Origin of the sequence: Curtobacterium sp. HSID17257, from assembly GCF_003989515.1 — a bacterium.
Taxonomy (GTDB): Bacteria; Actinomycetota; Actinomycetes; order Actinomycetales; family Microbacteriaceae; genus Curtobacterium.
Genome location: NZ_RBLU01000086.1, coordinates 1 through 13,718, shown reverse-complemented (window position 1 = coordinate 13,718; position 13,718 = coordinate 1). Strand labels below are relative to the sequence as shown.

Here is a 13,718-nt window from a genome sequence, read left to right as displayed (position 1 = left end):
ACGGGCGACGATCCGATCGTCCTCGACCCCCCACCGGACGCCGTGCTCGTGACGAGCGGGAGCGTCGCCCGACAGGTCGCTGCGCGGATGACCCCGCTCGACCCGCGCACGCACGTCGCGTGCATCGGACCGTCCACCGCCGACGCCGCCCGTGCCGCGGGACTCCCCGTGCACGTCGTGGCCGCCGGTCGGTCCGCCGAAGCCCTGCTCGACGCCGTCGTCGAGACCCTCCACCCGAACCCCAGAACAGGAAGGTCATCGTGACCGGACGCTTCCCCCAGGTCCGCCCCCGTCGACTGCGGGCGACCCCCGCCATGCGACGCCTCGTCGCCGAGACGCGGATCCACCCCGCCGAGCTCGTGCTGCCGATGTTCATCCGCGAGGGCGCGACCGACGCGATCGACATCTCGAGCATGCCGGGCGTGCAGCAGCACTCGCTCGACTCGTTCCGACGGGCCCTGAACGAGGCCGCGGAGCAGGGCGTCGGCGGCGTGAACCTCTTCGGCGTGCCGACGTCGAAGGACGCCGAGGGCTCCGGGGCGACCGACCCGGACGGCATCCTCAACGTCGCGATCCGCGTGGCGAAGGAAGAGGTCGGTGACGCGCTCGTCGTGCAGTCCGACCTGTGCCTCGACGAGTTCACCGACCACGGTCACTGCGGCGTGCTCGCAGCCGACGGCTCGGTCGACAACGACGCCACGCTCCTGCGGTACCGCGACATGGCGGTGGCCCAGGCCGAGGCCGGCGCGGAGCTCGTCTGCATGAGCGGCATGATGGACGGCCAGATCGCCGCCGCACGTGACGCGCTCGACACCGCCGGGCACAGCGGCACCGCGCTGCTCGCGTACTCGGCGAAGTACGCCTCGGCGTTCTACGGGCCCTTCCGCGAGGCCGTCGCCTCGACGCTCGTCGGCGACCGCCGCACCTACCAGATCGACGCCGCCGACGGCCGTCAGGGCCTGCGTGAGGTCCTGCTCGACATCGAGGAGGGCGCCGACATCGTCATGGTGAAGCCCGCGATGAGCTACCTCGACGTGCTCGCCCGCACCGCCGACGTCTCCGAGGTCCCCGTCTGGGCGTACCAGATCTCCGGCGAGTACGCGATGATCACGGCCGCCGCCCAGAACGGCTGGATCGACCGTGACGCCGCAGCGATGGAGGCCCTCGTCGGCATCAAGCGTGCCGGCGCGGACGCGATCCTGACGTACTTCGCCGTGGACATCGCACGGAAGCTCAACCAGGAGGCCGGCCTGCGCACGTCCGGCAGCACCGCGGCGGTGTCCGGCGTCGCCTCGACCGGGAAGGCCCCCGAATGACCACCACCACCGCCCCCAGCGGCACCGCTCCGGTGTCGAACGACGAGCTGTTCGGCCGTGCGAAGGACAGCATCCCCGGCGGCGTGAACTCGCCCGTCCGCGCGTACGGCTCCGTCGGCGGCACCCCCCGCTTCCTGACGTCCGCCTCCGGGCCCTACGTCACCGACGCCGAGGGGCGTCAGTACGTCGACCTCGTCGCGTCGTGGGGTCCCGCGATCCTCGGGCACGCGCATCCGGGCACCGTCGAGGCCGTGCAGCAGGCAGCCGCACGCGGGCTGTCGTTCGGGGCCTCCACCCCGGGCGAGACCGAGCTCGCCGAGCTCGTGAAGCAGCGCGTGCAGGTCGACGGCGACGGTCCGATCGAGAAGCTCCGCATGGTGTCCACCGGCACCGAGGCCACGATGACCGCCATCCGCCTGGCCCGCGGCTACACCGGGCGTGACCTGCTCGTGAAGTTCGCCGGGCACTACCACGGTCACTCCGACTCGCTGCTGGCCGAGGCCGGCTCGGGCGTCGCGACCCTCGCACTTCCGGGCAGCGCGGGCATCACCGCCGAGACCGCCGCGCAGACCCTGGTGCTGCCGTACAACGACCTCGACGCCGTCCGCGCCGCGTTCGACGAGCACTCCGAGCGCATCGCCGCCGTGATCGTCGAGTCCGCCGCCGCGAACATGGGCGTGCTCGCGCCGGACCCCGGCTTCAACCGAGCGCTCGCGGAGATCACTCGGGCGCAGGGCGCACTGCTCATCGTCGACGAGGTCCTCACCGGGTTCCGCGTCGGCCCGGCCGGCTGGTGGGGCCTCGAGGCGGACGGCACCGTCCCCGAGGGCACCGGGTGGAAGCCCGACCTCGTGACGTTCGGCAAGGTCATCGGCGGCGGGATGCCCCTCGCCGCGCTCGGCGGTCGTCGCGAGGTCATGGACTTCCTCGCCCCGCTCGGCCCGGTCTACCAGGCGGGCACGCTGTCCGGGAACCCGCTCGCCGTCGCCGCGGGCACCGCGACCCTGCGGGCGGCGACGCCCGACGTGTACGCGCACCTGGACCGCACGGCGGCGACGATCGCGGACGCCACGAGCGCCGCGTTGTCGGCCGAGGGCGTGGCGCACACCGTGCAGCACGCCGGCAACCTGTTCTCGTTCGCGTTCCTGGAGCAGGCACCGCGGAACTACGACGACGTCCGCGCGCAGGAGGCCTTCCGCTACGCGCCGTTCTTCCACAGCATGCTCGACCAGGGCGTGACCCTGCCGCCGAGCGTGTTCGAGGCGTGGTTCGTCACGGCTGCGCACGACGACGAGGCCGTCGGACGCGTGCTCGACGCCCTGCCCGCAGCTGCTCGTGCGGCGGCTGCTGCGACCGCCTAGGAGTCCCCTCCGCAAGACGCCACGTCGGCGGTTCCTCGCAGCGGTACGTCGCTGCGTGGGGCCGCCGACGTTGCGTTCCGCGGTGGAGGTGCGGTCGAGCTCGCGTGCTGGTGGGGAAACCGACTGACATGTAGTGTTCTACCGTGCTGCACGCGACGCCGTCTTCGTACTTCCGCTCCACGCGCGGCTGTCGACTCCTCGTCGACCTGACCGTCACCGTCGCCTTCGCGTGCGTCATCTGGACGTACTCGCTCTCGTACGACGGGTCGGTCGACAACGGGGACCGGGTCGTCCGGGCATGGACCGGGTGGAACCTGTTCATCCCCGCCGTCACCGTCGCCCTGGTCGGGATCCGTCGGCTCGTGCCGTGGGTCGTGCTCCCCGCGCTGCTCGCCGTGGACTGGTACGACCGCTGGCAGTCCATCGGGAGCGAGCCCTTCGGTGTCGCGGTGGGGCTCTTCACCATCGCCAGCGAGCGGCCGTGGCGCCAGACCCTCGTCGCGGGCGCTGTGGCGTTCACCGTGCTCGTGGCGTCGACGCAGCTCATCGGAAGGACGATGCGCGGGTTCTGGACGTGCCTGATCGTCTACGCGTTCGGCATCGTCGCGGGGCTGGCGGTGCGCCGTGCGCAGGCCTCCCGGTGGCGGGTACTCCGGCTCCTCGCACAGTCGCGCGTCGAGCGCAGGACGACCCAGCGCGCCGAGGAGCGGGCGGCGCTGGCGCTCGAGGTCCACGACGTCTGCTCCAACTCCCTCGCGGTCGTCAGTCGACTCAGCGAGGTCGCTCGCAGCCGTGTCACGACCGACCCCACCGAGGCCGTGCGTCTCCTGGACGACGTCACGCGCGTCGCCCGGGACGGCATGACCGAGGTCCGACGGTTCGTGCGGCTGGCCGAGAGCGACCCGGTCGACGGGGACGTCCACGCCATGGTGGCGCGCGTCCGGGCGGTCGGTGTCCCACTGACGGCGACGATCTCGGGCGAGCCGCGGGACCACCGGGTCGCGGCGACGGTGTACCGGGTGGTGCAGGAGGCCCTGACGAACGTGCTGCGCCACGCACGTCCTGCACGCGTCGAACTCGAGGTCCACCACGACCAGGACGGCGGGCTCTCCCTGCGGGTCCTGAACGACGGGGTGGTCGCGGCCACGCGGGGCTCCGGGCGGGGGACGCGCGGCATGGCCGAGCGGGTGGCGGCACTCGGCGGGAGCCTCCGGGCCGGGCCCGGACCGTCGGACGACACCTGGTGCGTGGAGGCGACCGTCCCACCTCCCGGCCACTCGGCCACGGGAACGGACCGCCGATCGACGGTGGTGGCACGGTGATCCGCGTCCTCGTCGTGGACGACCAGCACCTGCTCCGGACCGGGACCGCGATGGTGATCGGGACGGCGGACGACCTCGTCGTCGTGGGTGAGGCGCAGGACGGTCTCCAGGCCCTGGAACGGATCGGTGTCCTCCGACCGGACGTCGTCGTGACCGACATCCGGATGCCGGGGATGGACGGCATCGAGACCACCAGGCGCATCACGGAGCGCTTCCCGGCCGTCAAGGTGCTCGTGCTCACGCAGTTCGACCTCGACGAGCACGTGTTCGGCGCCCTCGCGGCAGGCGCGAGCGGCTACCTGCTCAAGGAGAGTTCCGCGGAGGAACTCTGCGCGGCGATCCGCACGGTGGCTGCGGGCGATGCGATCGTGGCCCCACGGGCGTGCCGACGGCTGGTCGAGACCGTGAAGCCGACGCTGCTGTCGGCCCGCCCGCAGTACGCGCCGTCCTCGCCCTTCGACGCCCTCAGCGCTCGGGAGCTCGACGTCGTCCGGGCCCTGGCGGACGGGGCGTCGAACGCCGAGGTCGCCCGGTCGCTCTTCATCTCCGAGGCGACCGTGAAGAGCCACGTCGCGAGCATCCTGCGGAAGCTCGGGGTCCGTGATCGTGTGCACATCGTCATCGAGGCGTTCCGGTGCGGAGTGGTCGGGGACTGATCGTCAGGGCAGGACGACGATCGGCGTCCCCAGCGGCAGTGCGTCGAGTTCTGCGACGGCATCCGTTCGGACCCGGATGCACCCGTGCGATGCTCGGCCCCGCGGGTTCGGGTTCGCATGGATCGCGATGAGTCCGCCGTCGGTACCGGTGTACGGCTCGTCGGCTGCGGTCGCGTGCAACGACGTGAGCTGGATCGCTCCGGGTGCCAGCGCCTGTGCGGGGTCCACGTAGCGGGCCTGGAGGTAGCCGCTCACGCCCGTCGGTGTCGGTGTGGAGTCCTGTCCGACGCCGACCTCGTGTCGGCGCTGTCCCTGCGTGGTCGTGATCGTCATCGACTGCTCCGCGACACGGACGGTGACCGAGGCCGCGGTCGGTTGCATCGTGGGCAGGTCGCTGGTCCGTGCCCACGCCGCCGTCTGCGCGGGCGCACGCGACGGACCCGCCACCGAGGGCAGCGTCTTCCGGGCAGGCGTCAGCACGAGTGTCCACTCGCCCGTCGTGGTCGCCGCAGCGACGACGGTCGGCGCGCGCAGGAAGTTGCGGCCGGGGAGCACGGCGACCGGTGCTCCGCCGCGGTCCGCGTACAGCACGAGGTCGTGCTCGAGGAGGCCGGCGTGCGACGGGACAGCGTCGGGCCCGGGTAGGAGTGCGCCGATGACGGCGTCGTGCACGGCGACCGGGAGGCCCTCGGTGGACGGCACCGTCGGTGTGGTCGTCGCCTCCGGCGTGGGGCTCGGCGTGGAGCGTCCGCTCGGCGTCGGGCGTCCCTGCGCGGGCGACGACGGACGTGACGGACGCGGGCTCGTGGAGGTGGTGCTGCAGGCCGACGCTCGTGCTACGAGCGCGGCGCCCACCGTGAGTCCGAGGCAACGGAGCGCCGCGCGGCGGTCGAGGGTCATGGGTCGGTCCTTCCGGCGGTCCGAGGATCAGTGGCGGGGACAGGGCGGGGCCGCGGCGCTGTGGCACCGCGGCCCCGTGCCGGATCAGCCCGCGACGCGCGGGAGCTTGGTCGGGGGCTGGGTGACGCCCGGCTTCCCCACCGGTGCCTTCGGCTTCGAGGTGCCCGGTCCAGGAGTGCTCTTCCCCGCGTGACGGTCGGGGTTCGCCACCTCCTCCAGCTCCGACCCGTCGTTCGCACTGCACCCGGCCGCGAGGAGCTGCCGAGCGCTCTCCGGCGTGAGGCGTCCGTCCTTGCCGTACACCGGTGTCGGCTTCGTGCCCGTCGTGCAGGTGAACCCGTCACCGGCTGGCTGCTGCTGGCGCTGCTGCACCGGGCGCTGCTGCACCGGGCGCTGCTGCTGCGAGGAGGTCGGTCGATCCGCACCTGCGCGGTCCGGTTCGCCGTGCGCCGTGAGCGGGGCGAGGACGACCCCGCCGACGAGGGCGAGCCCGGCCGTGGTGGCGAGGAGGGTCTTCTCGATGCTGTTCACGATGTGCTCCGTTCGGTCCGTCGGCGGTCTCTCCGTCGACGTGGACAGTGAACAGCCGGACCATCACATTGCGGACCGTCCCGACGGGCGGTTCACCACTCCGCCATCCGGACGAGTCGACGCCCGGTTCCCCGTCAACCGGTGGTTCCGGACGGGAGGCGCGGCTCGGCTACCCCGCGCGACGCGCCTGCCAGCGTCCGGCGATCCGCTCGATGGTGAGCGGGAAGGCGAAGGCGTGCGACACCGCGTCGGACGTGACGACCCGGTCTGCGGGGCCCTGGGCCACGACGGCGCCGTCGCGCAGCAGCATCGCGTGCGAGGTCGACGCGGGGAGGTCCTCGAGGTGGTGGGTGACCATCACGCTGCCGAGGTCCGGGTGCCGCTGCCGGAGCGCGTCGACCGTCTCGAGCAGGTGTTCGCGCGCGGCCACGTCGAGGCCGGTGGCCGGCTCGTCGAGGAGCAGCAGACGCGGCTCAGCGATGAGCGCGCGGGCGATGAGGGCGCGACCGCGCTCTCCCTGGGACAGCACCGGCCAGCGGGAGTCGACCCGCGCCTCCAGTCCGACGTCGGCGACGTGCCGGCGCGCGGTGGCGACCTGGTCCGCGCTCGGTTCCCACCGCATCATGAGGTCGGTCGTGCCGGTCAGCCCGGTGAGCACGGTCTCGAGCACCGTCAGCGGCGACAGCATGCGGTGTCGCGGGTCGACGTGCCCGATGTGCTCGCGGAGCTCCCGGACGTCGACGCGGCCGAGTCGGCGGCCGAGCAGCTCGACGGTGCCCGCCGTCGGGTGCCCGGTCGCGCCGAGGACGGCGAGCAGTGTCGACTTGCCCGCGCCGTTCGGACCCAGCAGCGCCCAGTGCTCGCCGCTGCGGACGGTCAGCGACACGTCGTGCAGCAGGTCCCGCCCGGAGCGGGTGACGCGGAGGGCTTCGGTTCTCAGCAGGACGTCGGTCACCCGGCCAGTCTGCCCGGTCGGGCCACCCGTCCGGATGCCGCGGCCCGCTCGTGTCAGGCGGTCGCGTCGACGTCGACGTCGGCGTTCGCGTGCGACGCCCGGATCTCCGCCATGTGCTCGGCCATCGCCCGGGACATGCCGCGGATCACGGCACCGGCAGCCTCGCCGTCGCGGGCCTTGACCGCCGCACGGAACGAGTCGAGCCCGTGCTTGACGTCCCAGAACACGAACTCCGGCTGCCCGATGCGCACGAACTTCGCACGGTTGACGATGCCCTCGGCGGTCTTGACGAGCAGCTCGTTGCCCGAGTGTGCGACGAGGAACGCGATGAGCGCGTCGACGTCGTCGTTCAGGGCACGGTCCTCGGCGTCGGCGTGCTTGCGGGCCTGGTCGAGGAGCTTGCCGAGCTGCTTGACCGCGGCGTCGTCGAGCTTCGGCACGGCCCAGCGGGCGGCGAGCTCGGCGAACCCGAAGAGCAGCTGGAACGCGTCGTCGTACTGCTCACGGGTCGGCGAGGCGACGCGCGTGTAGCGGTTGGCCTCCATCTCGACGAGCCCGTAGTCGACGAGCTTCGCGATGGCCTCGCGGATGGGCGTCCGGCTGACCCCGAGCCACGCGACGAGCTCGTCGTCGTTGAGGCGCTCCCCGGCCTGCAGCGTGCCGTCCTGGATCGCGGCGAGCATCTTCTCGAGCACGACGTCGCGCAGGAGCTTCCGGGGGGACGACTCCACCGACGACTTGGGTACCGGCATGGCTGCTCCTCACAGGTTCGGGTGTTCCGTGTGCCAAACCTAGCGTGTTACTCGGCAAGCGTTCGGGAAATCACCTGGAAGGGAAACAGGTCAGCGTCGCAGGTCGACCACCGTCCGGCCGTGCACCCGGCCCGCCACCACCTCGGCACCGACCGCGATCGCGTGCTCGAGGTCGACCGTGCGAGTGACGTCGGCGAGCAGTGCCGGGTCGAGGTCGGTCGCGAGCCGCTCCCACGCCTGCTGGCGCAGCGGCAGCGGGGCCTCGACCGAGTTGATGCCGAGCAGGGACACCGCGCGGAGGATGAACGGCATCACCGAGGTCGGCAGTGCCGAGTCCTGCGCGAGCCCGCACGCCGTGACCGCGCCGCCCCACTTCGTCGCCGCGAGCACGTTCGCGAGGGTCGCGCCGCCGACGCTGTCCACGGCGCCGGCCCAGGTCGCGCGCTGCAGCGGCCTGCCGAGCTCGGCGATCGCCGCACGGTCGACCACGTCCGACGCGCCGAGGGCCCGGAGCGACGCCTCGTTCGCCCGACGACCGGTCGAGGCGGTCACCCGGTACCCGCGCGCGGCGAGCAGGGCGATCGCCACCGTGCCGACGCCGCCGGAGGCCCCGGTGACGAGCACCGGTCCGTCCTCGGGGGAGACCGTCCGCTCGAGGGCGAGGACGGAGAGCATCGCGGTGAAGCCCGCGGTGCCGATCGCCGCGGCGAAGGAGTCCTCGATCGTGTCCGGCAGCACGACGAGGGACCCGCTCGGGACGACCGCGTGCTCGGCCCACCCGCCGTGTCGCGTCTCCCCGAGGCCCGCGCCGTTGCACACCACCCGGTCGCCGATCGCGACGTCGTGGACCCCGGGGCCGAGCGCCGACACCGTGCCGACGACGTCGATCCCCGGGACGAGCGGGTCGATCCGGGCGACGCCGGGGTTTCCTGCGAGGGCGAGCCCGTCCTTGTAGTTCACGCTGGAGTACGTGACGTCGACCGTGGCCTCGCGCTCGGCGGGGTCGGGGAGGTCGACCTGCGTGATCGCGGGCGGGGTGGAACGGGAGACGAGGACTGCGCGCGTCATGCGTCGGACGCTACCCCGTGCCTCCCGGCCGTCGTTCGTTCGTTCCCAGAACGGGTGCTGTACCTGGCGCAACCGGGCGTACCTGGTGGTCCCGACCGAACAGGTACGCCCGTTGCGACCAGGTACGCCCGGAACGACCGGGCCTCAGCCGAACATGATGGCGGCCTCGTCGTACCGCGCCTGCGGCACCGTCTTCAGCTCGCCCAGGGCGTCCTCGAACGACACGTGCACGATCTCGGTGCCCTGGAGCGCGACCATCCGTCCCCAGCGTCCCTCGACCACGGAGTCGATCGCCGCGAGCCCCAGCCGCGTCGACAGCACCCGGTCGTAGGCGGTCGGCGTCCCGCCGCGCTGGATGTGCCCCAGCGTGGTGGCTCGGGTCTCGATGCCCGTCATCTCCTCGATCATCGGCGCGAGGCGCTCGCCGATCCCGCCCAGACGCGGACGCCCGAACGCGTCGAGACCACGCTCGGTGTGTGCGTTGTCCTCGTGGTCCGGCACGAAGCCCTCGGCAACGACCACGAGCGGCGCCCGCCCGCGGTCGTAGGCGGCCCGCACCCACGCCGCGATCTGCTCCATGCTCGTCTTCTGCTCGGGGATGAGGATCGCGTGCGCGCCCGCCGCCATCCCGGAGTGCAGCGCGATCCAGCCCACGTGTCGGCCCATGACCTCGGCGACCATGCAGCGCGAGTGCGACTCGCCGGTGGTGCGGAGGCGGTCCATGGCCTCGGTGGCGATGGCGACGGCGGTGTCGAAGCCGAACGTGTAGTCGGTCGCGCCCAGGTCGTTGTCGACGGTCTTCGGCACGCCGACGATCTTCAGCCCGGCGTCGGTCAGGCGCTTCGCGGCGGCCAGGGTGCCCTCGCCGCCGATCGCGACGATGGCGTCGATGCCGTGCCGTTCGAGGGTCTTCGTGATGTTCTCGACGCCGCCGTTCGGTCCCTCGAAGGGGTTCGTGCGGCTCGTGCCGAGGATGGTCCCGCCCTGCTTGGCGATGCCCTGGATGTCCTTCCGGCCGAGGGGCACGATGTCCCCGTCGACGACGCCCCGCCAGCCGTCGCGGAACCCGACGAACTCGTGGCCGTGGATCGCGATGCCCTTGAGCACGATGGCGCGGATGACCGCGTTGAGGCCGGGGCAGTCGCCTCCGGAGGTGAGGATGCCGATGCGCACGGAGACTCCAACGTCGTCGGGTTGCGGGGACCTCCCCATCATGTCTGACGGTGGTGTGGCATTACCATCCCCGTGTGTCCCTGCCGTCCTCCGTCACGTCCGGTCCGTCCGGTCGGCGTCCGGGTGCGTCCGGCCGGGGTGTCGGGACCGGCCGCGCCACCGCTGCGGCCGTCCGGGTGGACACCGTGTACCGGCCTGGAGGCGCGGTGGACGTCCGCGCGACCCTCCGGCCCCTGCAGCGCGGCTCCGGCGACCCCGCCTTCCAGGTGGTCGGGTCCGACACGTGGCTCGCGCTGCGCACGCCGGCCGGGGCGGCCTCGGTGCTGGTCCGCCGTGCCGGCACCGACGCGATCGCGGTCTCGGCATGGGGTGACGGTGCCGCATGGGCGGTGACCCACGCGCCGGACCTGCTCGGACGCGACGACGACTGGTCCGAGCTCGACGTCAGCGCCCATGCCTTCCTGGCCGAGGCCAGACACCGGCAGCCGGGGTTACGGCTGCTCCGGACGAACACCGTCGTCGCGATGCTCGTGCCGGCGATCATGGAGCAGAAGGTGACCTCGCGGCAGGCCTGGCGCGCCTGGCGGTACCTGCTCCGGCGCTTCGGCGAACCGGCACCCGGTCCGGTGCCCGCGGAGATGTTCGTCCCGCCGGCCCCCGAGCAGTGGGCGCGGATCCCGAGCTGGGAGTGGCACAAGGCGGGCATCGAGCCCGGGCGTTCGGCGACGGTGATGCGGGCGGTCAAGGTCGCGCCGGCGCTCGAGCGGACGCTGGCACTCGGTCGCGGCGGTGCGGTCGTGTCGCAGCGGCTGCAGTCGATCCCGGGCATCGGGCAGTGGACCGCCGCAGAGACGGCGCAACGGGCGCACGGGGACCCGGACTCTCCGAGCGTCGGGGACTACCACGTGCCGGCCCTCGTCGGGTGGGCGCTGACCGGCGGTCCGGTCGACGACGACGGGATGCTCGAGCTGCTCGAACCCTGGCGCGGGCACCGGGAACGGGTCGTCCGACTGATCGGGGGCTCGGGGTTCCGGAAGCCGGCGTTCGGGCCGCGGATGACGATCCAGGACCACCGCTGGCACTGAGGCCGGACAGGGGCGCAGCCGCGTCGTAGGCTCCACGTGAGAACCGATCTCACGAGGAGGAACCATGTCGGACCCGAACACCACCCCCGCCGCCGAGGCCGAGGAGCACCGCGTCGCCGAGCACGACGTCGCCGACCACGACCACGAGCAGGACGGCGGCGAGCACGAGACCGTCGAGCACGGCGACCACGTCGACTTCGTGCACGACGGCCACCGTCACGCCCGTCACGAGGACCACTACGACGAGCACTGAGCGTCGCTGACGCGACCGACGACGGCCGGGAGGGGCGTGGCGGAGCCGCCACGTGCCTCCCGGCCGTTCGCCGTGCGGTCGTACGCCTCCTACGCTGGCCGCATGACGACGATCATCCGCTCCGCTCGATCATGCGATGCGGATGCCGTCGAGCGGATCGAGAACGACGCGGACCAGCTGTTGATCGATCACCTCCACGCTGACGTCTGGGCTCCGGCTGCACACGGCAGCGCGCGGCTCGCGGAGTCCGGCTTCCTGCTCGTCGCCGAGGTCGAGGGTGAGATCGCCGGCTTCGTGCACGTGCTCGAGGTCGACGGCACCTGTCACCTGGAGCAGCTCTCGGTCCGCCCGGTGTCCTCGCGGCGGGGACTCGGTCGGGCGCTCGTGGAGGCCGCGAAGAACCGAGCCCGCGAGCGTGGGTACGACCGGATCTCCCTCCGCACCTACGCGGACGTGCCGTGGAACGCGCCCTTCTACGCAACGGTCGGCTTCCTCGAGGAGGAGCCCGCCACGCCCTTCCACCGGTCGCTGATCGAGGCCGAGGCGCAGCACGGTCTCGATCGGTACGGGCGACGGGTGCAGATGAGCGCACCCCTCGGGCACCCGCGTCAGTAGGAGCTGCGTCGATCGTCCGATGACCTACGGGTGCCGGGTGCCCTCGCCGGCCAGTACGGCGCGGTAGCCCTCGCGGAACGTCGGGTACCGCGGCTCCCAACCGGTCGAGCGGAGCAGGGCGTTCGCGAGTCGCTTGTCGCCGCCGGCCTGCCGTCCCTCGGGCTCCGCGACCGGCGGCTGCTGGACACCGAGCTCGTCCGCCAGGAACGTCAGGACGTCGTCGAGCCGGACCGGTTCGTCGTCGGTCCCGAGGTACGTCGGCGCAGGGTTGTCCACGGTCGCGAGGTGGACGAGCGCTGCGGCGGCATCGTCCCGGTGGATGCGGTTCGTGTGCGGCGAGGTGCGGGACGACAGCCTGGCCTGCCCGGACCGCACCTGGTCGATCAGTCGCTCGCGCCCGGGCCCGTAGATGCCGGACAGCCTGACGAGCACGGCCTCGGGTGCTCGGTCGCGCAGCAGTGCCTCGGCCTCGAGCAGGACGCCCGCGGTCGGGGTGCTCGCCCGTGCCGGGGTCTCCTCCGTGACCTCGCTGCCGTCATCGACGTCGTAGACCGCGGTCGAGGACACGACGATCACGCGCGGCGAGGCACCGGACGCCGCGATGCCGTCGAGCACGTTCCGCAGGCCGTCGACGTAGGTCGCGCGGTACTCGTCCACGTCGCGGGACCCGGCGGCGAAGGCCACCACGACCATGCCCGTGTCCGCGTCGATCGACGGCACCTCGTGTCGGAGGTCGACGCTCCGGCCGATGATCGGCGCGGGGATGCGCTCGGCGCGACGGCGGAGTCCGGTGACCGGGTGGCCGAGCGCCGCGAAGCGCAGGCCGGCCTCGGTGCCGAGGTCGCCGCAGCCGGCGATGACGACGGGGGAGTGGTGCTGCATGCTCCGAGCTTGTCAGGTGCTGGTCGGAGCGGCCCGAGCGGGTGCCCGGGCCGCGGCGGTCAGACCTGCTCGTTGTCGGGCGACTCGGGCTCGCCGCCGGAGTCGACGTCGCTGTCCTGCTGCGGGTCCTCGGTCGCGTTGCCGGTGGACGAGCCGTCGGGCAGGTCCTCGGTGCGCTGGAACTCGCTCTCGGGGGCGTCCGTGGAGCCGTCGGTCGGGGTGGTCTCGTGCTGCTGGTCGCTCATGGGGCCGACGCTACGCGGGAGCGCCTCCGCCGCCGTCCGGCCAGGAGCGTCCCCCGCGATCGGGATCCGATCGCACTGCTCGAGTGTCGGGAGGGGCACCACGTCCCCCGAGTTTGTAACGGAGAGGTAACGAACCCGAACTCGTCCAAACCCTTCGGCCGAGGGCGTCGAAACACTGTCACAAGCCGGGAAACACCCGGAGCGCTCACCAGCCGCAGGTAGCTGGTTCTCCACCCCTGTGCGGGGTGTGTTCGGCGCGCACTCAGGGAATCGCGCCGAGCGCGACAACGGAAGGAACCCATCATGCGCAAGTCCATGAAGACCTCGATCACCCTCGCCACCACCGGCGCTCTCGTCCTGGGTGGTGCCGCGTTCGGCATCAGCACCGCCAACGCTGCGACCCCGAACGTGCAGACGGTGTCCTCGTCGTCCGAGTCGAAGATCCCGGCCCCGGTCGCGTCGGTGCCCGAGGTCAAGGGTGGCAACACCGCCGTCGCGCTCGACAAGGGCTTCACCGACGCGCTGACCTCGCTGGGGCTGACCCCGGGCGTGTCCGGCAACGCCAAGCTCGAGGACGGGTCGGTGTCGTTCCCGATCACCGCCG

Annotated in this window: 16 protein-coding genes and 1 pseudogene; 9 read left to right on the top strand and 8 right to left on the bottom strand. The window is 72.5% G+C overall.

Annotated features, from left to right (window positions below; translation table 11 throughout):
• The 5 genes from D8M35_RS12360 to D8M35_RS12340 all read left to right on the top strand — a co-directional run.
• Window positions 1–264 (top strand): uroporphyrinogen-III synthase (locus tag D8M35_RS12360; protein WP_174234745.1); only part of this gene is annotated, 264 nt, incomplete at its 5' end.
• Complete coding sequence (gene hemB / locus D8M35_RS12355; RefSeq protein ID WP_274542775.1) at window positions 261–1,316, top strand: porphobilinogen synthase; 1,056 nt, start codon at window positions 261–263, stop codon at window positions 1,314–1,316. The genes D8M35_RS12360 and hemB, both read left to right, overlap by 4 nt.
• Window positions 1,313–2,677, top strand: coding sequence for a glutamate-1-semialdehyde 2,1-aminomutase (hemL, locus tag D8M35_RS12350; protein WP_126892130.1), 1,365 nt, complete (start codon window positions 1,313–1,315; stop codon window positions 2,675–2,677). Before hemB ends, hemL begins: the two co-directional genes overlap by 4 nt.
• A 143-nt stretch (window positions 2,678–2,820) precedes the next feature.
• Window positions 2,821–3,999 (top strand): sensor histidine kinase, encoded by a 1,179-nt coding sequence (locus D8M35_RS12345; RefSeq protein ID WP_126892129.1) that lies wholly within the window; start codon window positions 2,821–2,823, stop codon window positions 3,997–3,999.
• Entirely contained in the window at window positions 3,996–4,655 is a 660-nt protein-coding gene (locus tag D8M35_RS12340) for a response regulator transcription factor (protein ID WP_126892128.1), read from the top strand. Before D8M35_RS12345 ends, D8M35_RS12340 begins: the two co-directional genes overlap by 4 nt.
• Window positions 4,656–4,658: 3 nt before the next feature.
• Here the strand turns inward: D8M35_RS12340 and D8M35_RS12335 are convergent, their stop codons facing one another.
• The 6 genes from D8M35_RS12335 to D8M35_RS12310 form a co-directional block, all read right to left on the bottom strand.
• On the bottom strand, window positions 4,659–5,357 hold the full coding sequence (locus tag D8M35_RS12335) for a L,D-transpeptidase (protein ID WP_126892127.1): 699 nt from the start codon (window positions 5,355–5,357) through the stop codon (window positions 4,659–4,661).
• A gap of 282 nt (window positions 5,358–5,639) precedes the next feature.
• The gene (locus D8M35_RS12330) at window positions 5,640–6,086 is read right to left on the bottom strand and encodes a hypothetical protein (protein ID WP_126892126.1); all 447 of its coding nucleotides are present in this window, start codon (window positions 6,084–6,086) and stop codon (window positions 5,640–5,642) included.
• 169 nt (window positions 6,087–6,255) lie between these two features.
• Entirely contained in the window at window positions 6,256–7,041 is a 786-nt protein-coding gene (locus D8M35_RS12325) for an ABC transporter ATP-binding protein (RefSeq protein ID WP_126892125.1), read from the bottom strand.
• A 53-nt stretch (window positions 7,042–7,094) separates the two neighbouring features.
• Window positions 7,095–7,793 (bottom strand): GntR family transcriptional regulator, encoded by a 699-nt coding sequence (locus D8M35_RS12320; RefSeq protein WP_126892124.1) that lies wholly within the window; start codon window positions 7,791–7,793, stop codon window positions 7,095–7,097.
• Between the two features lie 90 nt (window positions 7,794–7,883).
• Window positions 7,884–8,861, bottom strand: coding sequence for an MDR family oxidoreductase (locus D8M35_RS12315; protein ID WP_126892123.1), 978 nt, complete (start codon window positions 8,859–8,861; stop codon window positions 7,884–7,886).
• Between the two features lie 144 nt (window positions 8,862–9,005).
• Window positions 9,006–10,034 carry a 6-phosphofructokinase gene (locus D8M35_RS12310; RefSeq protein WP_126892122.1) on the bottom strand — a complete coding sequence of 343 codons (1,029 nt, stop codon included), beginning with the start codon at window positions 10,032–10,034 and terminating at the stop codon, window positions 9,006–9,008.
• A gap of 176 nt (window positions 10,035–10,210) precedes the next feature.
• Here D8M35_RS12310 and D8M35_RS12305 point away from each other — a divergent pair, with 176 nt between their 5' ends.
• The 3 genes from D8M35_RS12305 to D8M35_RS12295 all read left to right on the top strand — a co-directional run bounded on the left by D8M35_RS12305 (window position 10,211) and on the right by D8M35_RS12295 (window position 11,987).
• On the top strand, window positions 10,211–11,119 hold the full coding sequence (locus D8M35_RS12305) for a DNA-3-methyladenine glycosylase (RefSeq protein ID WP_126892131.1): 909 nt from the start codon (window positions 10,211–10,213) through the stop codon (window positions 11,117–11,119).
• Window positions 11,120–11,183: 64 nt separating this feature from the next.
• Entirely contained in the window at window positions 11,184–11,372 is a 189-nt protein-coding gene (locus tag D8M35_RS12300; protein WP_058750533.1) for a hypothetical protein, read from the top strand.
• 102 nt (window positions 11,373–11,474) lie between these two features.
• A complete protein-coding gene (locus tag D8M35_RS12295) occupies window positions 11,475–11,987 on the top strand; it encodes a GNAT family N-acetyltransferase (RefSeq protein WP_126892121.1) in 513 nt (170 codons plus the stop codon).
• Window positions 11,988–12,011: 24 nt separating this feature from the next.
• Here D8M35_RS12295 and D8M35_RS12290 read toward each other — a convergent pair whose 3' ends face one another.
• Both D8M35_RS12290 and D8M35_RS12285 read right to left on the bottom strand, forming a co-directional pair.
• Window positions 12,012–12,869 carry an NAD-dependent epimerase/dehydratase family protein gene (locus D8M35_RS12290; protein ID WP_126892120.1) on the bottom strand — a complete coding sequence of 286 codons (858 nt, stop codon included), beginning with the start codon at window positions 12,867–12,869 and terminating at the stop codon, window positions 12,012–12,014.
• Window positions 12,870–12,928: 59 nt separating this feature from the next.
• Entirely contained in the window at window positions 12,929–13,114 is a 186-nt protein-coding gene (locus D8M35_RS12285; protein ID WP_126892119.1) for a hypothetical protein, read from the bottom strand.
• A gap of 303 nt (window positions 13,115–13,417) precedes the next feature.
• On the opposite strand from D8M35_RS12285, the pseudogene D8M35_RS16790 reads away from it, so the two are divergent.
• A pseudogene (locus tag D8M35_RS16790) lies at window positions 13,418–13,718 on the top strand (hypothetical protein); the annotation flags it as partial.